We start from the raw sequence: 19,585 nt of genomic DNA on the forward strand, positions 1-19,585 counted from the left end.
CAAAAGAGACTTTTACCGCCACAGGATACGATGAGGTACACGGGTGTGCACGAACAAACGTAACCTAAAGCGGTAAAAGTCTCGCTAACAACGATGGTTGCCAACAAAGCCGGGGATATACTCCCGTATTGACGACTTTGCTGTAAAAGCTACTCCCTCTTACCCGGTTAAGGAAAGATCAAGTATGAAATTGGGGTCTTCCATAAGTTACGCTTATCTTAAAGGATAGACAGTCGGCTTGTCAACAAGAAAAGGCGGAAATGGATTTATATAGGTAAAAGTTTACACAGTACAAAGTGACAAGCGGAGACGCCTACCGAATAGAAATCAGCGGATTGGAACGTTCCCACAATACGGCTTCGCCGCGCTCCAGACTTTCGGGAATCCGGATCAGCCGCTGATTCGAGCTGCCCCGGTACAGCAGCGAGACGTCGCGCAGATGCTGCTCGAACCGTCCGTCGACCAGCACCTGGCCGCGCCGCAGCAGTTCATACTCGTCGCTGCCCGGGCGGGCGGCAAGCTGTTCGAACGTGTAGCCGCTGTACATCCAGACATTGAGTCCGGGAATACGCTCACGCGCCAGATCGACGAAGGCGGCAGCTTCCGCCGCCGAGAAGAAAGGATCTCCGCCTGCCAGCGTCAATCCGTCCAGCAGCGGATTGTCCGCCATTTCCTGGATGATTTCGCGCTGCCGGGCGTCGTCAAAAAGCTCCCCGTAATCGAAATTCCAGGTACGCGGGCTGAAGCAGCCTTTGCAGGCATGCCTGCATCCGCTGATAAAGACCGATGCGCGCAGTCCTTCGCCTTCATTAATGGATTCGGGATAATACCCGCAGATATTCATGGATGTTCCGCCTCCTTGGACCGCTCTGCCGTGACTTGCGTTACTCCTGCCGAACCGCCTGGCCGGCGTGCTTGACCCGGTCGCGCACTTCGGCCTGCTTGGCTCCGTTGAACCGCGTCTGATAATCGCCTGTCAGATAGCCGGTGACGCGGCGCAGACGGGAGATACGCACTTCGGTTTCCTTTTTCCCGCAGGAGGGGCACGATTCGCCGATGATGCCTTCGTGTCCGCACGAAGTGCAGCGGTCGATCGGGTGATTGATGCTGAAATAGCTGACGTTCTGATCCAGAGCATAGGCGACGATCTTGCGGAACGCTTCCGGGTTGCTGCGCACATTGCCGTCCAGCTCGATATACGAGATAGCGCCGGCGTTGCACAGTTCGTGGAAGGGCGCTTCAAGCGAAATCTTGCGCGCGGCGGTCGTTTGGTAATAGACCGGCACATGGAACGAATTCGTATAATACTCGCGGTCGGTTACGCCCGGAATCGAGCCGTATTCCCGGGCGTCGTTCTTGGTGAACTTGCCCGACAATCCTTCGGCCGGCGTAGCGAACAGCGTGATATTGAGATCGTGTTTCTCGCTCATCGCATCGCAGTAATCCCTCATATAACGGACAACCTCCAGCGCTTTGGCATAGACGTCCGCGTCTTCCGCGTGGTGCTTGCCGTACATGGCTTTCATGGACTCGGCAATTCCGATAAAGCCGATCGACAGGCTGCCGTGCTTGAGCAGGTCTTCGACCTTGTCGTCGGGACCGAGCGCTTCTCCGCCTTCCCATACGCCTTCGCGCATCATGAAGTCGGACGCTTTGGCCGGCTGTTTGGCTTGAATCCGGTAGCGGTGCAGGAGTCCCTGCATCGCGATCCCGAGCGACCGGTCCAGCATGGCGTAGTAGCCTTCTTCGTCGGCCCATTTGCGTTTGCCGAGCACGGTGCCGTGTTCCAGTCCAAGCTTCACCAGATTGATCGTATTAAAAGACAGATTGCCTTTGCCCGACAGGTGGTTGCGGCCGAAGCGGTCGGCCACGACCCGCGTGCGGCAGCCCATGGTCGCGAACTCCGTATTCGGGTCGCCCGGCACGTAATATTCCATATTGATCGGCGCATCGAGATTGGCGAAGTTCGGGTACAGGCGCTTGGTCGAGCATTCGATCGCTTTGAGGAACAGATCGTAGTTCGGATCGCCCGGGTTCTGGTTGATTCCTTTTTTGCATTTGAAGATCTGGATCGGGAAAATCGGCGTCTGCCCCTGTCCCAGTCCGCGCATCGTGGATTCCATCAGACTCTCCATGACGAGGCGGCCTTCGCTCGACGTGCAGGTGCCGTAGTTGATACTGGTAAAAGGAATCTGTCCGCCGCCGCGGCTCGACATCGTGTTCAGGTTGTGGACGAGACTCTCCGCCGCCTGGAACGTTTCCTGCCGGGTCTCCTGGTAGGCGTAGCGGTACGCATGCGGATAACGGGCTTGGAGATCGGCATTGTCCATATAGATCTCTTCGTCGGTCGGACTGTCCGGTTGGGAGCTGTCTGAAGCGCTGCCGGAAAGAGTCCGCTGTTCTTCGGCAAAGCTCTCGAAATACGCCAGTCCTTTGCGGAAATGCTTAATGAAGGAACGGCCTACGTAAGGCGCCAAGTCGTAATCGAGTTTGTTGGCCGAGACGCCGCCGTACTGCGCGTTCTGCTGGCATTGGAAGATGATCGCGACCAGCGCCATCGCCGTCATGATCGTTCGCGGCGTCCGCAGATCACCATTGCCGGTGCTGAAGCCTTCGGCCAGCAGTTTGTCGAACGGAATAAAGATGCAGTTGGTCGTGCCGACCGCATAATGGTCCAGATCGTGTACATAGACGGTGTTGTCCCGGATCGCCGCTTCCACTTCCTTGGGCAGCACGAGGCGGCGCGCATACCATTTGGCGTACTCGCTGCCGAATTTGCTCATTTTGCCGGAAAAGCTGTCACCGTTCAGGTTGGCGTTCTCGCGCAGGGTCTCGGTATTGAGACTGTCGGCGATATCGCGCCCCAACCGGATCACTTCCTCGAGCGCATCGTTTTCTTGACGGGTTGGGGAGAAGGAAAGGGTCATGCTCATTGGGAATTCCGTCCTTTCGTTATGTAGGTTTATGTGAGCCGCATCCGGATCGTATCGGGAATGCGGGCTGTAAGCACTTATCTGCCAAACACTATATTTGGCCTTCGGCTACTAAATTTACACCTATATATGGGGGTTGTGAAGCGAACGGAGAGGGATTGCCACATAACCGACACAAACGGGCATCGAAAAATTAATCAAATCGTCAAGGTTGAAAACGTCCTTTTTGCACGAACCCAACAGCGGCGCGGGATGAACGCAAATTCGATTTCGAAGCCAAAGGGGTATACAATGAAGAGAACCCAAAAACGGAGTTGACAGACGGTCGAATCCGTGAAAAAAGGAGAGAATCCAAATGGCGATAGCGGAATTGACGATCGTTCCGATCGGAACGGGTACGACCAGCCTCAGCGGTTACGTCGCGGAGATGCAGCGCAAGCTTGCGACGCTTGAAGGGATCAGCTACGAACTGACGTCGATGAGCACGATCATCGAAGGCCCGCTCGACCGAATCCTGGACGCGGTGAAGACGCTGCATGAGCATACGTTCGAATCCGGCGCGCTGCGGGTCTCGACGTCGGTCAAGATCGACGACCGCCGCGACAAGGAAGGGTCCTCCGCGCAGAAGCTGGCTTCGGTTCAGGCCCGGATGACGGAGCAGAGCGAGATGCAGTAGGCGCCGGAGCATCCGGTGTATGAATAACGGTTCAAGAAAGAAGGGAAAGGAGCAAAAAGACGCAGGAAAAGCATGTGAAAAAGTATGTGAAAAAGCATATGCGCAGACCCGCTAAAACTTCTGTTTTTTTGCTCCGAAAAGCTTGCGGATTTTCCGAATCGGTGTATAATAGATTTCGTTGCTGTTCAAGAACAACAGATAGGCTGATGTAGCTCAGGGGTAGAGCAACGCACTCGTAATGCGTAGGTCGGGGGTTCAATTCCCTTCATCAGCATCAATTAAAGCACAGAGAGCGCGAACTTCGAGGAATCGGAGTTCGCGCTTTTTTGTTTGCGTCGAGCGGGACAGAAAAATCGATTTTCGCTCGCTTTAACGCCGCCTAATCATAAAGACCCGGGTTTTTTATAGACGTATGGTTCAATATTCCCTGTTTATTGGATATTATTTTGAGGAAACGCATGAATTCTCTAAAAAATCGACAAATTGTGCCGTAATATATAGAGAGAAAGCAAATCGACCAAGCTCCATCAATTCGATTAAAGGTGATGAACATAGCGATGAGCGTGTCAGAACGAAGAAGAGGAGGCCGCGAGCAGGGTTTCTTCAGAAAGAAAGGCAGGATCAGCCTGCGTGCGCTGTTTTCCGGACTCGTGGTGCTTACTTTTCTGCTGACGCTCGTCATTACGCTGTTTGCGTCCTATCGGTCCGAAAAAGAGCTGCTGACGGAGCGGGTGCTCAATACCAACCACGGCGAATCGCAGCGGATCGCGCAGACGATGAATATGTTCTTCCTCTCGATTCGGACCAGCCTGTCGGCCTTTACCGGCGAAATCTCCGAATTGATTCCGGCAGGCCGATGGGACCGGATCGGGGAAGAACTGCAGCAGATTCAGGAGAGCAGTGGCTATTTCGAATCCGTTTTCGTTGCAGGGACGGACGGAAAGATCCGGGAGATGCATTCGCTGAGAGCCGACGGAAACTTCGATAAGATCGATTCGGAAGCGATGGAAGAAGCATTGGCACAAAGTCTGCCGGGTCTGTCTATTCCTTATAGGGACGCGGACGGAGAGATTATCGTGTTGATGTCGGAGCCTCTCTATAACGAAAATGGCGTAGATATGGGCACGGTCGGAGGGACGGTTCGTCTGCAGGACCCGGCGGTTCTGGGCAGCCTGTTCGGTGTGCAGAGCGGTGCGACGGCGGATTCCTATTATTATGTCGTCGATGATGAAGCCAAATTGATCTATCATCCGGACAAGAGCCGGATCGGGGACGAGATTCCCGACAGTCCGGTAGTCGAGCGTATTTTGCGGGGGGAAAGCGGCAAAGCCGAATTCGTGGACCCGGAGGGCCGCGCTTTCCTGATCGGCTATGCGTCCGTGCCGGCGAACGGTTGGGGAGTTGTGACCCAGACCGCGAACAGCCTGCTGAACCAGCAGCAGATGGAACAGATCAGGGGCACGCTGGTCGCGGTTCTGCTGCCTTTTCTGATTCTGGTCGCCGGTACGCTGTTCCTGGCGCGCAGGCTGGCCGCTCCGTTCGTCGCCCTGGCCAATTTTGTCGTTCGCGCCGCCGACCGGCCGCGTGAAGTTTCCATTCCCGACGTGCGCCGCCACTGGAACCGCGAAGCGGATCTGCTGAACCGGGCCGTTATGCTGTCGGTCAGCGAGATGAGGCGGCAGAATCTCGATCTGACGGATTTTGCGCTGAGAGATTCCTTGACCGGGCTGCCGAACCGCCGGGCACTGGATGAAGCGATGGAGAAATTGGAAGGCGACAACCGGCCGTTCTCGCTGCTGCTGATCGATATCGACCGCTTCAAATTGGTCAACGACCGTTACGGACATGCGGCCGGAGACGAAGTGCTGTGTTCGGTCGCCCATACGCTGGAGCAGGTTATCGACAGCGGGGATATGTGCGGCCGATACGGCGGAGAAGAATTTGTCGTCCTGCTGCCGGGACGCAATCTGCCGGAGACGTACGAAGCCGCGGAACGATTTCGGGTGGCGGTCGCGGCCCACGAGAATTCGCTGCATATTCCGGTTACCCTCTCGATCGGCGCTTCGATTTCACCCCAGCAGGCGACGAGCACCGAAGAATTGTTCGAGCTTGCCGACCGTGCTCTGTACCGGGCCAAAGAAGGCGGCCGCAACCGGGTCGTCATGTAGACGCGCAAAACCCCGATTTTTCCGCAAATCAAAAGAACGCGCAGTTCCCGACCGGGAATTTACGCGTTCTTTTGGTTTGCCTCCGAACAAGCCGTCTTCATTCTCCGCCACCTCCGCCGCCGCCGTCTCCACCGCCGCCTCCCGAATCGCAGCTGCCGCCGCCGTAGGAAGAAGAGCTGTCTCCGCAGTGATTGGAAGAATGCCCGCTGCCGGAATCGCCGTAGAACCCGCCGCCGGAATCGTGCATATAACCGGAACGAGACCCTCGACGCGGCCGGTTGTTTGAATTCCTCGGCTTGGCCAGAGAGAACAGAACGATCATTACGAACAAGATGGGGAGCACAATTGCCATCGTCATGCGATAACCTCCTTGGTTGGGTAAAAGTGAGAGAACGAGAAGCGGAAACGTTCGTTTCGGCTTCTTGCTACATATACGTGCAGGCAAAGTGTAAAGTTCGTTTTTTTTGAAAAAAATAAAACGATCGCGAAAAAAGCGACTTTGGACCCGGAAAACGGCGGCGCGGGATTTGTTTTTTCCCGATGCGAAGGGAGCATCCGACTATTTAACGGGGGTTTCTCGCAGTGGGGCGGCAGTTTGTGCTAAAATATTTATAGAACAAAAAGGGAACGTATGATCTGTTTTTTGAGGAGGAAACGTATTGACCATCGAGATGATCAAACCGCCCGCCGAAGTGCTGTACGAGCGGGAGCTTGCGGCGCTTGGCGCCGAAGACAAAGGCAAACGGCCGCCGAACTGGAAACTTTCTCCGAGTGCGGTCCGCGACTTTCTGATCGGACGCGAACAGCCGGCCGTCCTGGACGGCGAATCCATACCGATTACGCGCAAATTTTACGGGAACGACGTTCTGATCGAGCGCGCGGTCGTCACGCTCGCCGGCAATCGGGGCCTCATGCTTGTCGGCGAGCCGGGTACGGCCAAGACGATGCTGAGCGAGCTGCTGACCGCGGCCATCTCGGGTACCAGCACCAATACGATCCAGGGAACGGCGGGCACAACCGAAGATACGATCAAATATTCCTGGAATTACGCCATGCTGCTGGACAAAGGGCCTTCGGAAGCCGCACTCGTGCCGTCGCCGCTCTATCAGGGGATGAAGCACGGGATTCTGACCCGCTTCGAAGAGATTACGCGCTGCCCGTCCGAAGCGCAGGACAGCCTCATCAGCATCATGAGCGACAAGGTGATGAGCATTCCCGAACTGGCGCAGGGCGTACTGTTCGCCAAGCCCGGGTTCAATGTGATCGGCACCGCCAATATCCGGGACAAGGGCGTGAACGAGATGAGCAGCGCGCTCAAGCGCCGCTTCAACTTCGAGACGATCCGTCCGATCGAGAACGTGGCCATGGAGGCGAAGATCATTCAGTCGCAGGCTTCGAACCTGCTTGTTCAGAGCGGCGTGGACATGGACGTCGATCCCGATGTGGTCGAGCTGCTGGCGACGACTTTTATCGAACTGCGGACCGGGCGCACGCGCGAAGGCTTCAAGATCGAGGTGCCGCAGGCGGTGATGAGCACGGCGGAAGCGGTCTCGGTCTATGTGCAGAGCGCGATGACTTCCTACTATTACGAAGAAGGCGGCCTGTCGCTCGAGCGTCTGGTGCAGAACATGCTCGGCACGGTAGCCAAAGAGAACACCAAAGATTTGAGCGTGCTCAAAGCGTACTTCTCCAAGGTGGTCAAGGAGCGGGCCAAAACGGAAGCATTGTGGGACGCGTATTATAAGGAGAAAAAATGGATCGGCTGAAGGCGCTGGCTCCGGAGGAAGAGCTTGCGGCAATCGAGAAGCTGTTTGCGGAGAAGGTATTCGACCTGGACGGTCCGGTGGTGCATTTCCCGATCCGGCACCACAGTCCGGCCTGCGCCCATCATCTGCTGCGGACCTTTGACGATTACAAACCGGATATCGTGCTGATCGAAGGACCGGAAAGCGGCAATCCGCTGATTCCGGTGCTGGCCGATCCGGCGACGCGGGCGCCGGTCAGCCTGTATTACGGCTACGAGGACGCGAACGGCCGCGGAGCCTGCTATTTCCCGCTGCTGGACTATTCGCCGGAATATGCGGCGATTCGGGCAGCGGCTGCGCGGGGCATTCCCGCGCGGTTTATCGATCTGGACTATCGCGGCCGGCCGGAGGCCGCGGAAGGCGGCAAGTCGTCCGCGCAGGACGAAGCGCTGCTGGCGGGTTCGGCTTTTATCGGGCGGCTGTGCCGATTGAGCCGCGCCCGCAGCTTCGACGAGCTGTGGGAGCGGGCGTTCGAGATCGGCGGAATAGGCCGCCCGACGCGCGAATTCGTGCGCGGGGTATTCGCGTACTGCACGCTGTCGCGAATGACCTATTCGCCGGAGACGCTGCGAAGCGAAGGCGACCTGGAGCGCGAGGAGCGCATGGGCGCGCATATCGCGCAGGCACGTGCGCGGTACGGCCGGGTGCTGGTCGTAACGGGCGGATTCCATACGTACGGTCTGGTGACGCAGGACGAACCGGGCGGGCAAACGGGTAGAGGGCCGGCCGAGGACCAAGCCGCGCCCGGCGCAACCTCCGCCGCAGGCGGCGGCCCGGGCGGCCGCCGTTCCGCGGCGGAGCCGGAAGATTCGCTTCCCAAGGATTCGCCGCCGACCCGTTACGACCGGGAACGCGGCATCGTCCGCAAACAAATGTATCCGATGGTCTACACCTTCGAGGAGGCCGACCGATTGAACGGATATGCAAGCGGGATGCCTTATGTCGGCTACTACGACCGGGTATGGAGCCTGCTTGCACGCGGCGATTCGCAGCCTTACGAACGAGCGGGGCTGGACCTGCTGGCCGGGCTGGGCCGGCGGCTGCGCAGCGAAGGCGAGTCGGTCTCGACCTCCGATGGCATCGAAGCCTACGGCTTGATGCAGGGCCTGGCCGCGCTGCGCGGCAAAAGCCAGAGCGGCGCCTACGAATTGACGGACGGCGTGACCTCTTCGTTCATCAAAGGCGAGCGTACGCTCGCCGCGGATCGGCCGCTGGAGAAGCTGCTGGCGATGATGACCGGCGACCGGATCGGGGAAGTGGCTCCGAACGAGTGGGCCGTTCCGATTGTCGAAGATTTCAAAGCTCGCGCGGCAGCCTGCCGCCTGAACCTGCGTTCGACGGGCAGGCACCGCCGAACGTTGGAACCCTACGCGAAGCCGGCCCACCGCGAAGCGAGCCGGCTGCTGCACTGCGCCGAGTTTCTCGGCACCGAATTCGCAAGCAAGGAATCGGGGCCGGACTGGGTGACGGGCCGGGATATGAACCGGATCCGGGAAACCTGGGCTTATTCGTATTCGTCGCGCACGGAGGCGCGTCTGATCGAGAACTCGATCTACGGCGGCACCGTCGAAGAAGCGGCCGAAGCCCGGATTGCCGAAGAATTGGACCGGCTGCCCGCCCACCACAGCGGCGAAGCCGCACGGTGGCTGCTGCGGGCGCTGGTGATGGGGCTTGAAGCGTTGGCCGGCCGGCTGTTCGACCGTCTGGAATCGGCGCTGCGGCAGGACGGCAGTTTCCTGTCGCTGTGCGAAACGCTCGACAGTCTCGACCGGATCCGTTCGCACCGGCGTCTGCTTGGCGTATCCGACGAATCGCGCTTGAAGATTCTGACGGATGAAGCCTACGAAGCGGCCGTATCCCGCCTTCCGGGATTGAACGGATTGAATCCCGACGAACAGCCCCATGCTGTCGAAGGACTCAAGCTGCTGCATATGCACGCGGCCGGAAGAAGCGGACCTGCCGCGGCGGCGGCCGGAAGCGATCCGGACGAGAATTTCCGCGACCGGCTGGGCGAGCTGTTGGCCGCGCCGAATCTGCCTCCGAGACTGGAAGGAGCGGCGGCTGCGATTCTGGTCCGGCTCGGTGCGCGGGAAAGCGGCGAACTCTCGCTTCGCGCCCGCGCGTACATACAAGGATCGCCGGACCAGGCACTCAAAGCGGCCGAATATTTGCAGGGCTTGTTCGCTCTGGCACGCGATTCGTTGATGCAGGGCAATGAACTGCTGGCGGATCTGAGCGGACTGCTGGAACGCCTGCCGCATGACGAATTTCTTCGGCTGCTGCCGGAACTTCGGCTGGCCTTCACTTTCTTCACGCCGCCGGAAACGTCGCGGATCGCGGCGAAAGTGGCCGAGCTGCACGGTCTTCCGGCTGCCCGACTGGAAGATGCAGCCGTCGACGAGACCGTGCTGCGCGCGGCGCGGAATCTGGATGAAGCCATTCGGAAGGAGTTTGCCTTATGGAAACTGGAAGCGGAATGAGCGCGGAGACGCTGAACCGCTGGCGTCTGCTGCTCGGTTCTTCGGCCGACGAAGAACTGTCGGCCACGGAACATTATTCGCCGGAAGCCTTTGTCTACCGTGAACTCGACGAACTGCTCGGCTACCTGCACGACCGGGAATACGGAGAGAAAGAAGGCTACCGGGGCCGTCAAGGCGGCCGCGGAGGATCGAGTCTGACCGTACCCGACTGGCTCGCCAGGGTGCGGAAGCTTTTTCCGAAAGAGACCGTGGAAATTCTCGAGAAGCAGGCGCTCGACCGCTACGGAATGAGCGAGCTGCTGACCGACAAGGCCGTGCTGGAATCGCTGGAACCGAATATGAATCTGCTCAAAAACATTCTGCAGTTCAAAGGCCGGATGAAAGGCGAAGTCGTGGCAAGCGCCAAAGAAATCGTGCGTAAGGTCGTCGACGATCTGCGCCGCAAACTCGAATCCGAAGCCCGGGCGAGCATTGCGGGCAAACGCAGCCGCTATACCGCCGGCCGCGTACGTTCGCTGCGCAATCTCAATATGAAGAAGACCATTGTGCGCAACCTCAAGAACTACGACCGCGAAAACCGGCGTTTTGTCGTAGACCGGCTTTATTTTGACGGACGGATACAGGCTTACAACAAATGGCATGTGATTGTCGCGGTGGACGAGAGCGGCAGCATGCTCGATTCCGTGATCTACAGCTCGGTCATGGCCAGTATTTTCTACCGGCTGAATGCGCTCAAGACGAGCTTGTTCGTGTTCGATACGCAGGTCGTGGATCTGAGCGGCCGACTGGAAGACCCCGTCGATGTGCTGATGAGCGTACAGCTCGGCGGGGGGACGCATATTGCCAAAGCGCTGCAGTACGGCGAAACCCTGATCGAAAATCCAGGCCGGACCCTGTTCATTCTCGTGAGCGACCTGGTCGAAGGTTATCCGCCGCAGCAGATGTACAGAGCGGCCAAAGATATTCTCGACGGCGGCTCCAGACTGCTGGTGCTGACCGCACTCGATTTCGAAGGACAAACGATACACGACGAGCGGGCGGCCAAAACGTTTGCGGATCTCGGCGCGGAAGTTGCGGCGATCACCCCGAACGCACTCGCGGACTGGATCGGACGCATTGTCAATTAGAATCTTTTGAGGAGGAATACCCATGAAGCTGCAACACCCTGCAATCGATCCCCTGGTCGAAAAATTCGCCAAAGCCTGCTCGGACGACTATTCGCTGGCCGTAGACCGCAAAGATTCGATTGTCGCCTATGTGACGGGAGAATCCGACGTTTTTCCGGATATGATGCTCAACTCGAACGGGTATCTGTACCGGACGGTAGACGCGCTGGAAAAATTGGGACGCAAAGAAGACGGGGAAGTCTTTTTCCGGGCGGCGGCCGTGCTGCTGCGTACCATGGGCAGCGGATATGCCTATCAGGAAAATACGCTGTATCGGATCTGTATGGGCGACGGCCTGAGCGATATCGGCCTGGGTTCCCGCCGGGTGCGCGATACGGAAGAACGCCAAGCCCGGTCGCTTGAGCGCCTGCGCCTGCTGCACCGCTATGCGGGCGAAGAACGGATGCGCAAAATGTTCCGTACGCAGGTCAATGCCAACCGCCGGGCCGGCAAAAACAGAACGCCGATGGAAACGAGTGCGGAAACCCTGCTGCTGCTCAAGCTGTACACGCAGGTCGATCCGGAATTCGCAAACGAAACGCTCGGTCAGCTTCCGGATGCGATCCAGGCGCTGTTGAACGGCGATGCGGACACGCTGCGCCGGGAACTGCTGCAGGCGATCGAACCGCTGGCGATTCGGGATCTTCCGCTCAAAGACACGCTGACCCAGCTGGATTTGTCGCCGGAGTACGTGGAAGCGCGCCGCGCCGCCCTGAAAGACCGGCTGTTTCCGAATTCGGCGCTTGATCCCAAGGAAAAACTGCGCCGGGAACAGCAGAATGCCGTCATGAGCCATCTGCGCAGCGCTTTTTATTACGTACTGCTGTTGAACGGGGGCAAGGAAGGGCTGCTGGAGTCTTCGGCCGCAGCGGATCAAGCGGTTCTGGAAGCCGTTCGTGCCGTCCACGAGGTGCTGCCGCTGGAGACGCGTGCCGAGCTGCTGATGATGGAAAATGCGAGCAAGGATCCGGATGTGCTGCTGGACGGGATCGTACCTGTGGACGAGCCGTTTGCGCTGATCGAGACGCTGGTGCAGGAGATCGGCAGCTATATGCCGGCCTGGAATACGCTGCGCGGCGAGCTGCTGGCCGACCGCAAGCGGGCCGGATATCTGTTCTCCATTTTGCGGCGGCCGCTGCTCAAAGCTTACATCTACCGCGTACTGTCGGATGAAGGGCAGGCTCCGGAAAGCGACGGCGGGATCGAGAAGCTGGTGCTGGAAGCGCTGGCGGACAAGGTGCACGGCAATATTCTCGGTCAAAGTCTGGCCAAATATCTGTCGGGCGAGCTGTCGCTCGAGAGCTATCTGAAGCACAAGCCTTCCACCAACTGGGACGACACGCAGGGCAACGACATCGCGCGCCGCAATCTGCTGATCGCCGCGACGCTGCTGCCGGCCGATTCGGAAATGTATGCGAAGTTCGTAAAAGCCGCCGGCCAGGCGGAAATCGGAACCGCGAATTTCCTGTCCTATCTGTTCAGGTCGCCGACGTTCGACGGGGAAACGTTCCTGCGTCTGGCGGAAGCGGATCCGGACGCCGACGACGAACGCCTGCTGCTGCGCCTGCTGCTCCTTAACGGTTTGAACCAGTATTATTACGCCCGCGTACCCGAAGAAGAACTGCGCCGCATGATTGCCGGACGGCTGGCGAAGTCCCTGGAATACTACAACGATGTGCATGGGGAAGTCCGGCAGACCATGCTGGAAGCGGCTCTCTCGGGCGGCGAACAGCAGGAAGAAGCGCTGCTGGTCCAAGCGCTGCGTCTGGGACTGGGCGATTCGTCCAAACGGGTTCGCGAAATCGCGCGTCTTCAATTGATCAAGCATCCCGACAAAGATTTCTACGTGAAGCTTTATCTGGCTGAGAAAAAAGCCGCCGTGCGCGAGATTGTCATCGACCTGCTGCGCGGGATCGAAGGCGAAGGCGAAGCTTACAAACAGCTGCTGGCCGAAGAAAAATCCGCTGCGCTCAAAGCCCGTCTCCAGGCGCTGCTCGATACGCTCGGCAAGCCGGCCGAATATGCCCATGCCGCCCTGGCTGCCCATGCGGATGCCAAAAAGCGCAGCCGCCTGTCCTGGCTTACGCTCGACGGACTGCCGGAACTGCGCGGCAAAGACGGGCACAAGCTGGACGATGCCATCAAATCGTATGTGCTGACCGAGTCGGTCGATTTCGTCTCCGAGCCGAATCCGCGTCTGGCCGAAGTGGCGGAGTATGCCGATGCCTCTTCGCTTGCGGCCTTTACGGCCGAAGCGCTGCGGATCTGGATTGACGGCGGGGCTCCGGCCAAAGAGAAATGGATTCTGCCGCTCGCGGCGCGCTTCGGCAGCCGGGAAGTCGTCGATCTGCTCGGTCGGCAGGTCAAAGACTGGGCGGAAAACAGCCGGGGCGCAATCGCGGCGGACGCCGTGGGGGCTTTGGCTTTCATGGACGACAATGCGGCTCTGATGACAATCGACCGGTTGGGACGTACGATCAAGAACCGGCAGGTCAAAGGAGCGGCCGAAGAAGCGCTTCAACTGGCGGCCGAGAATCAGGGTCTGACCAAGGAACAGCTCGCCGACCGGCTCGTGACCTCGCTTGGCTTCGACGAACGCGGAGAACTTGTACTCAGTTACGGCGAGCGTACGTTCATGGTCAAAGTCAGCGCCGATCTGCAGCTGACCGCCGTGAGCGGAGAGACCGGCAAAACGGTCAAGAGTCTGCCGGCTCCCGCGCAGAAAGACGATGCGGCATTGGCGGCACAGTCCAAAGCAAAATTTGCCCAGCTCAAAAAAGACCTTAAAACGATGGTCGGCATCCAGGCGCAGCGCCTGGAAGAATCTTTGTCCAAACGCCGTTTGTGGAGTACCTCGGAATGGAGCGATCTGTTTGTCGGCAATGTGATTATGCGGCGCTTTGCGGTGGGCCTGATCTGGGGCGTCTATACGGGGAGCGCCGAGGAATCGAGCGTTGACACGACGTTCCGCTATATGGAAGACGGAACTTTCAATACGGTGGACGAAGACGAATACGAACTTCCGGATGAAGCGCAGATCGGCCTGGTTCACCCGCTTGAGCTGACTCCCGAGACGCTCGAAGCCTGGAAGACGCAGCTGGAAGACTATGAGATCGTTCAGCCGTTCAACCAGTTGAACCGGTCGGTCTATCTGCCGGAAGAAGAAGAGCTTCAGCAGCGGGCCTATACCCGTCTGCCGGGAGGCGACTACTCGCCGACGGCTTTCCCGAAAGCTCTGGAGAAATACGGATGGATCAAAGGAAGCGCCATGGACGGAGGATTCTACAACGATCTGTTCAAAGAATACGGCGAACTGATTGCCCAACTGACGTTCAGCGGCACCAGTATTTCCTATTACGAAGGCATGGAAGACGTGACGCTGGAACAGCTTGAGTTCTTCCCCAACAAAGGCAACGATTATTATTATTCGACGACCAAAGGCCATCCGCTGCAAAACGTGCCGGCGCGCGTATTCAGCGAAACGGTATACGATATTTTGCGGGCAACCGGGCAGTAACGGGAGGGGACGATTCTGAGCGAACAGGATATGCAAGCCAAGTTTGCCCGGCTGACCCGGTTGGCCACGGAAGACTACCTGATCCGTTACGCGAACAAGGGGCTGTACAACCGGGCGCAAAAAGACATGGAAAAAGGCGCTTCGGCGGAATATGCTTTTGGCGAAAATGAAGTCGTCTGCACGCTGAGCGACGGAACGGTCTGTACGCTGACCGAGTCGATCGAGCGCTTCGACTGCAGCTGTCCGTCCGAGAAAATCTGCAAACACGTGCTGGTCGCGATTCTGTATTACGGACAGCACAAGCTCGGCGCAGAAGGAGGAAGAGGCGGAGCGTCCCCGGCCGAATCGGAGGCTTCCGACCGCCTGGAATCGGAAGCCGCTAACGGCGGGGAAGAAAGTTCCCTTCCCGCTGAAAAGGCTTTGGAACGGATGCCGGAAGACTCCGGTCCAAAGCCCGACTTCGGCTGGCTGCTCGAGCGGCCGATTGAAGAACTTGTCGCTCCCTTCCAGGATTCCCGCGTCGAAGAAGCGGCGTTCCGCCTGCGTTATGCGGAGGAATTGGAGATCCGTGAAGATTCCCTGCTTATTGTGCGAATGGTCCGTTCGGGGATCGAAGTGGCCTTTACGGACGTTCCCGATGTCTCCCGCTCCCTGTGTGCGGTGCCGGGGGCCGAAGGCGAGATGTACAGGCTTGAAGCGCTGCTGCGCTACCGGGTCCACCGGGGCAGGGAAGACGGCGAAGCGCTGGCGGGAAACCAGCCGTCGGTCCGGATTCCCGCCGAGATCCTGCACGAATTCCGGGAGAGCGTGAACGCGCTGCTGTCGAGCGGCCTGGCCCGGCTGCCGCGAAGTTTCGCCGTGCGGTTCGAGCTGCTGGCCGTCGCGGCGCGCAGCGGAGGGCTGCCGAATCTGGAACGCGAAGCGCGGGGCATTCACGGCGAACTCGAATTGTTCTTCGCCCGGCATGTCCGCTTCTCTTCGCAGGCGCTGCGGGGCCGCTTGAGCCGCACCGCCCTGATGCTGGACGCTCTGGAGAAAGAGATCGGACCCCTGCGGCATGCGCAGCTGGCCGGACGTTTCCGGAGCCGCTTCTATACCGTGCCCAAGCTTGATCTGTATGCATTGGGAGCGGAGCCGTGGGAGACCCGCTCGTCGTACCGCGGCATTACGTATTATTTCTACTGCGCCGAAGACGACGGGATCTATACGTACACCCAGGCGCGTGCGGCCTATTACGAAGGGGCGGAATTTTCGTTCGCCCGGCATTACGGCGAACGTTCGCCCTGGAAGCCCGATCTGACGCTCAAGACGGCGAGTGCTTCGCTGCTGTCGCTTCGCGCCGTCAAAGTCAGCGCCGACGGCCGATTGTCGTCGGGCGGATCGCCTTCGCTGACGCTGCCGCTCCGACCTCCGGTCGAAGCGTTCGACTTCGGGAGTCTGCTGGCCGGGCGCTTCGCGGATCTTGACCTTGGTCGAAGCGAAGTCCGGTTATTCGGCGGGCAGCCGAAGCGGCTGAGACTGATCCGCGCGGCGGCCATGGAGAGCTGCGTATACGACCCGTCTGCCCAGGCCCTGCAGCTGACGGCTGTCGATATCGACGGCGAACGGCTGCAGCTGACCCTTCCGTATCATGCGGACTGGAAATCGGCTATTACCCGTCTGGAAGCGGGACGGGGCATGCCGGGTGCCGGGGAGTTCCGTATCTTCGCTTCGATCGAAGAAGATGCGGTCTATCCGATCAGTTTTCTGCAGGGAAGCGAACAGATCAGTCTGAAGCTGGATCTGTGAAGGCCAGAGGCCGGAAAAAGGTCGCAAACGCCTTAGGGACGTCTTACGGACAGGAGCGGAGGAGATCGCGTGAACGAATGGGAACGGCTGCTCGGCCGGATCGACGATTGGACCGAGGAACTGCTGCTGCGCGGCAGCGCCCAGTTTGCCATGGAAGATGCCAGGAAACTGGAGCAGCTTGCCGATCTCGCCTCGCGGCTGGGCATGGATCTGCTGGAGCAGCTGCTGCGGCGAACGGCAAACGCAGGCGAGCGCAGTCTTCTGGGGCCGGGTGACGGAGCGGAAGAACTGGCCGGAGCTTTTTTCCGGCTGTGCGGTTATACGGAGCTGGCCCGGCAGGGTGGAGGCGGAACGGGCGGATCCGTCGACGATGAACCCGAGGCGGAACCGGCGGAAGACGAAGACGCCTGAGCATCCTAATCTTCAACCGCTGACCCGCCGCTGCACCGAGTAAAAGCCTTTTGCAGCAGGTAAACCAAAAAGTCCACGATACCGCAGGTTGTGCGGAATCCGTGGACTTTTTGGGTTTCAGGCTGGAACTCGCCTGTTTTTGGTGAGGCCTCTTTTAACGGGGAACGCGCTCCCAGCTGCCGGAGCCTTGGGAGATAAATCCGGCGTCGGACGCCTCGATCTCGACGAGAACGGACCCGGAAGGGCGGCCGCTTGCGATCCGGTCTGCGGCACTGCCGGACAAGCCGGAAGTCCGTTCCCAATAATCGATTTGACCGACGGAGCGGTACAGACCCGGCTTCACATGCTGCCCGACCCGGTAATGCCCGCTGCCGGCAATCGACGAGCCGTCGCGGGGTTGTTCGGCCGCGCTTGCGGGACCGTTCCATTCCGGAGTTTGCGCAGGGCGGCTCTGTTCGGGTTTCGCTTTGGCGGAAGCTTGCGGAGTACGGCCGGTTTCGGATGCGGAACGATCTGCCGGCTGGGTGCTTGGAGAATTCTGCGGCGCGGCCGGCCGGTTCTGCTCGTCGGCGGAGCTGCGCTCGCCGCTGTCGGTCTTGGCCTCGCGGTCCTGAGGCCGGCTCTGCTCGTCGGCGGAGCTGCGCTCGCCGCTGTCGCTTCCGGCCTCGCGGTCCTGAGGCCGACTCTGCTCGTCGGCGGAGCTGTGCTCGCCGCTGTCGCTTCCGGCCTCGCGGTCCTGAGGCCGGTTCTGCTCGTCGGCGGAGCTGCGCTCGCCGCTGTCGCTTCCGGCCTCGCGGTCCTGAGGCCGGTTCTGCTCGTCGGCCGCTTCGCCGCCGCTGTCCCGCCCAGCCGCCGGTTCCTGCGGCCGGCTGCCTTCCGTCGGCGCCTCGCTGCCGCCGCTCTGCGCCGGCCCGGCCTCCGGCGGACGCGAGTTCTCGTCCGCCGGTCTCGACCCGCTCTGCGGCAGCGGGTCCGCTTCCGGCCGAGAAGTTTCCTCGGCCGCCGTCTCGGTCGGGCGGCTCTGCTCGCCCGAAGCCGCTTCTCCGGCCGCCGATCCGGTTGATGCGCCGCCGGAACAGGCGGCCGCCACGGTGAGCAGCGCCGCCGTTGACAGTACCGTCAGCGCCATGCGGCAGGCCCGGCCCGGCTTGCGGGAGCGGCGTTGAATCGTCTTGCCCGGTTCGGGCGAACCGGCATCCGTAGAAGCCTGCGCTTCTAGTGGGATCTGCTTCATCTAAGGGTTCCTCCTGTTCTCGGTATAGGCTTGGCATCCTTCGTAGGGCAGGTATTTTCCCTATTCTAACAGATTTCGTACGGCGGGGTCATTCGTGGGAACGTTCCATGCGCCGCACTCCCGGCTTGTCGGAGCGGAGGCGGCGGCCTGCCGCGGCCGAAGCTTTGGCGGCCCTCTGCCGCTGCGGTCCCTCCAAAGACGGTCTGCCGCGCATATCGTTTTAGTTTTTAACTAAATTTTTATGTAATATTGATCAATTTGTGAAATGACCTCAAAAGGCAGCAGCGGCTTTCCCTGCAAGGATTGTCGAAACGGACGAGCGGGCGTATAATGAAGGCATCTAAGATTTAGGTATTCAAAAAAATGAGTATTTTGCAGCAGATTTATTTTTACGGATATATGTGAAATTAGGTGCAAAGTACGGGTAGGAGTCAGCCATGAAAGGCAGGATGTTGAAAAAGGGGGACCTGATCCTGATCGGGATCGTGGTCATAGCGGCAGTTGCTTTTATCGTGCCGAGGTATTGGAGCGGACAAGAAAGTGAAAAAAATCACATCGAAAATCGCGTCGTGCATATCGAGGTCGACGGCAAAGCGTACAAAACGCTGCCGCTGACCGAGGAAGAGCAGCTGTTCACGATCCAGACGGACAAAGGCTTCAATCAGGTCAAGATCCATGACGGCGGAGTCGAGATGCTCGACGCGGACTGTCCGGACAAACTGTGTCTGGGATTCGGATTTGTAACGCGGCCAGGTCAGCAGATCGTCTGCCTGCCGCACCGCGTGTCGGTCTTTATCGGAGTGGAATCGGGAGAGGAGCTGGAAGTCGATGACGTCGTTGGCTGAAGAGTCTTTGCTGCTCAAGAAAACGGTAATTCTGGCTATTTTCTCGGCGGTCGCGGTAGTGCTCGGGATCGTGGAATCGATGATTCCGCTCGGAAACTTCATGGTGCCGGGAGCGAAGTTGGGTCTGGCGAACATTATGATCCTGACCTGTCTGTACTTCCTCAGCGGAAAAGACACGTTGATGCTGGTCGTACTCAAAACACTGCTGACCGCGATGATCCTGGGCACCTTCTCCATGCTGCTGTTCAGTCTGTTCGGCGCGATTCTCAGCTTCGCCGTCATGTACGGGCTGATGAAGGTCAGCCGCAAGCGGCTGAGTCTGATCGGGATCAGCGTCGCCGGGGGGATCGCGCATAATATCGGACAGCTCGGCGCCGCGGCGATCGTGATCGATTCCCTGCACATTTTCTATTATTTGCCGGTGCTGATGATCGCGGGCGTGGCGACCGGAATCGTCGTCGGCATCGCGGTTCGTTATCTGACCCATTCGCTGGGCCAAATGAAAATGTTCGCACCGTTTGTGCCGGAGAATGATTGACGGGCAGCCGGAGCATTAGGGAAG

The 19,585-nt window shown here is 59.2% G+C and carries 14 protein-coding genes and 1 tRNA gene; 11 read left to right on the forward strand and 4 right to left on the reverse strand.

What is annotated here, in order from left to right; genetic code table 11:
- Nucleotides 1-313: 313 nt before the first annotated feature.
- The gene (nrdG, locus tag HRQ60_RS17325; RefSeq protein ID WP_172197961.1) at nt 314-844 is read right to left on the reverse strand and encodes an anaerobic ribonucleoside-triphosphate reductase activating protein; all 531 of its coding nucleotides are present in this window, start codon (nt 842-844) and stop codon (nt 314-316) included.
- A gap of 40 nt (nt 845-884) precedes the next feature.
- A complete protein-coding gene (locus HRQ60_RS17330) occupies nt 885-2,933 on the reverse strand; it encodes an anaerobic ribonucleoside triphosphate reductase (protein ID WP_246281381.1) in 2,049 nt (682 codons plus the stop codon).
- Between the two features lie 355 nt (nt 2,934-3,288).
- Here HRQ60_RS17330 and HRQ60_RS17335 point away from each other — a divergent pair, with 355 nt between their 5' ends.
- The 3 genes from HRQ60_RS17335 (at nt 3,289) to HRQ60_RS17345 (ending at nt 5,777) form a co-directional block, all read left to right on the forward strand.
- Nucleotides 3,289-3,609 carry an MTH1187 family thiamine-binding protein gene (locus HRQ60_RS17335; protein WP_172197964.1) on the forward strand — a complete coding sequence of 107 codons (321 nt, stop codon included), beginning with the start codon at nt 3,289-3,291 and terminating at the stop codon, nt 3,607-3,609.
- A gap of 202 nt (nt 3,610-3,811) precedes the next feature.
- Nucleotides 3,812-3,883, forward strand: a tRNA-Thr gene (locus HRQ60_RS17340).
- 283 nt (nt 3,884-4,166) lie between these two features.
- On the forward strand, nt 4,167-5,777 hold the full coding sequence (locus HRQ60_RS17345) for a sensor domain-containing diguanylate cyclase (protein ID WP_172197967.1): 1,611 nt from the start codon (nt 4,167-4,169) through the stop codon (nt 5,775-5,777).
- A gap of 97 nt (nt 5,778-5,874) precedes the next feature.
- Here HRQ60_RS17345 and HRQ60_RS17350 read toward each other — a convergent pair whose 3' ends face one another.
- A complete protein-coding gene (locus HRQ60_RS17350; RefSeq protein ID WP_172197970.1) occupies nt 5,875-6,135 on the reverse strand; it encodes a hypothetical protein in 261 nt (86 codons plus the stop codon).
- 307 nt (nt 6,136-6,442) lie between these two features.
- On the opposite strand from HRQ60_RS17350, the gene HRQ60_RS17355 reads away from it, so the two are divergent.
- The 6 genes from HRQ60_RS17355 to HRQ60_RS17380 all read left to right on the forward strand — a co-directional run bounded on the left by HRQ60_RS17355 (nt 6,443) and on the right by HRQ60_RS17380 (nt 16,944).
- On the forward strand, nt 6,443-7,543 hold the full coding sequence (locus tag HRQ60_RS17355) for an ATP-binding protein (RefSeq protein WP_343044729.1): 1,101 nt from the start codon (nt 6,443-6,445) through the stop codon (nt 7,541-7,543).
- Nucleotides 7,531-10,062: a DUF5682 family protein gene (locus HRQ60_RS17360; RefSeq protein WP_172197973.1), complete on the forward strand. Its 2,532-nt coding sequence runs from the start codon at nt 7,531-7,533 to the stop codon at nt 10,060-10,062. The genes HRQ60_RS17355 and HRQ60_RS17360 overlap by 13 nt, the downstream gene beginning before the upstream one ends.
- Entirely contained in the window at nt 10,041-11,189 is a 1,149-nt protein-coding gene (locus HRQ60_RS17365; RefSeq protein WP_172197977.1) for a VWA domain-containing protein, read from the forward strand. Before HRQ60_RS17360 ends, HRQ60_RS17365 begins: the two co-directional genes overlap by 22 nt.
- 22 nt (nt 11,190-11,211) lie before the next feature.
- Nucleotides 11,212-14,745: a DUF4132 domain-containing protein gene (locus HRQ60_RS17370; RefSeq protein ID WP_172197980.1), complete on the forward strand. Its 3,534-nt coding sequence runs from the start codon at nt 11,212-11,214 to the stop codon at nt 14,743-14,745.
- A 30-nt stretch (nt 14,746-14,775) separates the two neighbouring features.
- The gene (locus HRQ60_RS17375) at nt 14,776-16,533 is read left to right on the forward strand and encodes a hypothetical protein (protein ID WP_172197983.1); all 1,758 of its coding nucleotides are present in this window, start codon (nt 14,776-14,778) and stop codon (nt 16,531-16,533) included.
- 69 nt (nt 16,534-16,602) lie between these two features.
- Nucleotides 16,603-16,944 (forward strand): hypothetical protein, encoded by a 342-nt coding sequence (locus HRQ60_RS17380; protein WP_172197986.1) that lies wholly within the window; start codon nt 16,603-16,605, stop codon nt 16,942-16,944.
- Nucleotides 16,945-17,098: 154 nt separating this feature from the next.
- Here the strand turns inward: HRQ60_RS17380 and HRQ60_RS17385 are convergent, their stop codons facing one another.
- Nucleotides 17,099-18,178 (reverse strand): Rv1352/Rv1906c domain-containing protein, encoded by a 1,080-nt coding sequence (locus HRQ60_RS17385; protein ID WP_172197989.1) that lies wholly within the window; start codon nt 18,176-18,178, stop codon nt 17,099-17,101.
- Nucleotides 18,179-18,615: 437 nt separating this feature from the next.
- Here HRQ60_RS17385 and HRQ60_RS17390 point away from each other — a divergent pair, with 437 nt between their 5' ends.
- Nucleotides 18,616-19,023 (forward strand): NusG domain II-containing protein, encoded by a 408-nt coding sequence (locus HRQ60_RS17390; protein WP_343044728.1) that lies wholly within the window; start codon nt 18,616-18,618, stop codon nt 19,021-19,023.
- Nucleotides 19,007-19,561 carry a Gx transporter family protein gene (locus HRQ60_RS17395; protein WP_172197992.1) on the forward strand — a complete coding sequence of 185 codons (555 nt, stop codon included), beginning with the start codon at nt 19,007-19,009 and terminating at the stop codon, nt 19,559-19,561. Before HRQ60_RS17390 ends, HRQ60_RS17395 begins: the two co-directional genes overlap by 17 nt.
- Nucleotides 19,562-19,585: the final 24 nt, after the last annotated feature.

Origin of the sequence: Saccharibacillus qingshengii, assembly GCF_013185195.1 — a bacterium.
In the GTDB taxonomy this organism is placed as follows: Bacteria; Bacillota; Bacilli; order Paenibacillales; family Paenibacillaceae; genus Saccharibacillus; species Saccharibacillus qingshengii.

Bases quoted from the DNA above. Each gene is read 5' to 3' on its own strand.
- HRQ60_RS17395 (WP_172197992.1), top strand. From the start codon at position 19,007: ATGACGTCGTTGGCTGAAGAGTCTTTGCTGCTCAAGAAAACGGTAATT.
- HRQ60_RS17390 (WP_343044728.1), top strand. From the start codon at position 18,616: ATGAAAGGCAGGATGTTGAAAAAGGGGGACCTGATCCTGATCGGGATC.
- HRQ60_RS17345 (WP_172197967.1), top strand. From the start codon at position 4,167: ATGAGCGTGTCAGAACGAAGAAGAGGAGGCCGCGAGCAGGGTTTCTTC.
- HRQ60_RS17375 (WP_172197983.1), top strand. From the start codon at position 14,776: ATGCAAGCCAAGTTTGCCCGGCTGACCCGGTTGGCCACGGAAGACTAC.
- HRQ60_RS17335 (WP_172197964.1), top strand. From the start codon at position 3,289: ATGGCGATAGCGGAATTGACGATCGTTCCGATCGGAACGGGTACGACC.
- HRQ60_RS17360 (WP_172197973.1), top strand. From the start codon at position 7,531: ATGGATCGGCTGAAGGCGCTGGCTCCGGAGGAAGAGCTTGCGGCAATC.
- HRQ60_RS17330 (WP_246281381.1), bottom strand. From the start codon at position 2,933: ATGAGCATGACCCTTTCCTTCTCCCCAACCCGTCAAGAAAACGATGCG.
- nrdG (WP_172197961.1), bottom strand. From the start codon at position 844: ATGAATATCTGCGGGTATTATCCCGAATCCATTAATGAAGGCGAAGGA.
- HRQ60_RS17370 (WP_172197980.1), top strand. From the start codon at position 11,212: ATGAAGCTGCAACACCCTGCAATCGATCCCCTGGTCGAAAAATTCGCC.
- HRQ60_RS17385 (WP_172197989.1), bottom strand. From the start codon at position 18,178: ATGAAGCAGATCCCACTAGAAGCGCAGGCTTCTACGGATGCCGGTTCG.
- HRQ60_RS17350 (WP_172197970.1), bottom strand. From the start codon at position 6,135: ATGACGATGGCAATTGTGCTCCCCATCTTGTTCGTAATGATCGTTCTG.
- HRQ60_RS17365 (WP_172197977.1), top strand. From the start codon at position 10,041: ATGGAAACTGGAAGCGGAATGAGCGCGGAGACGCTGAACCGCTGGCGT.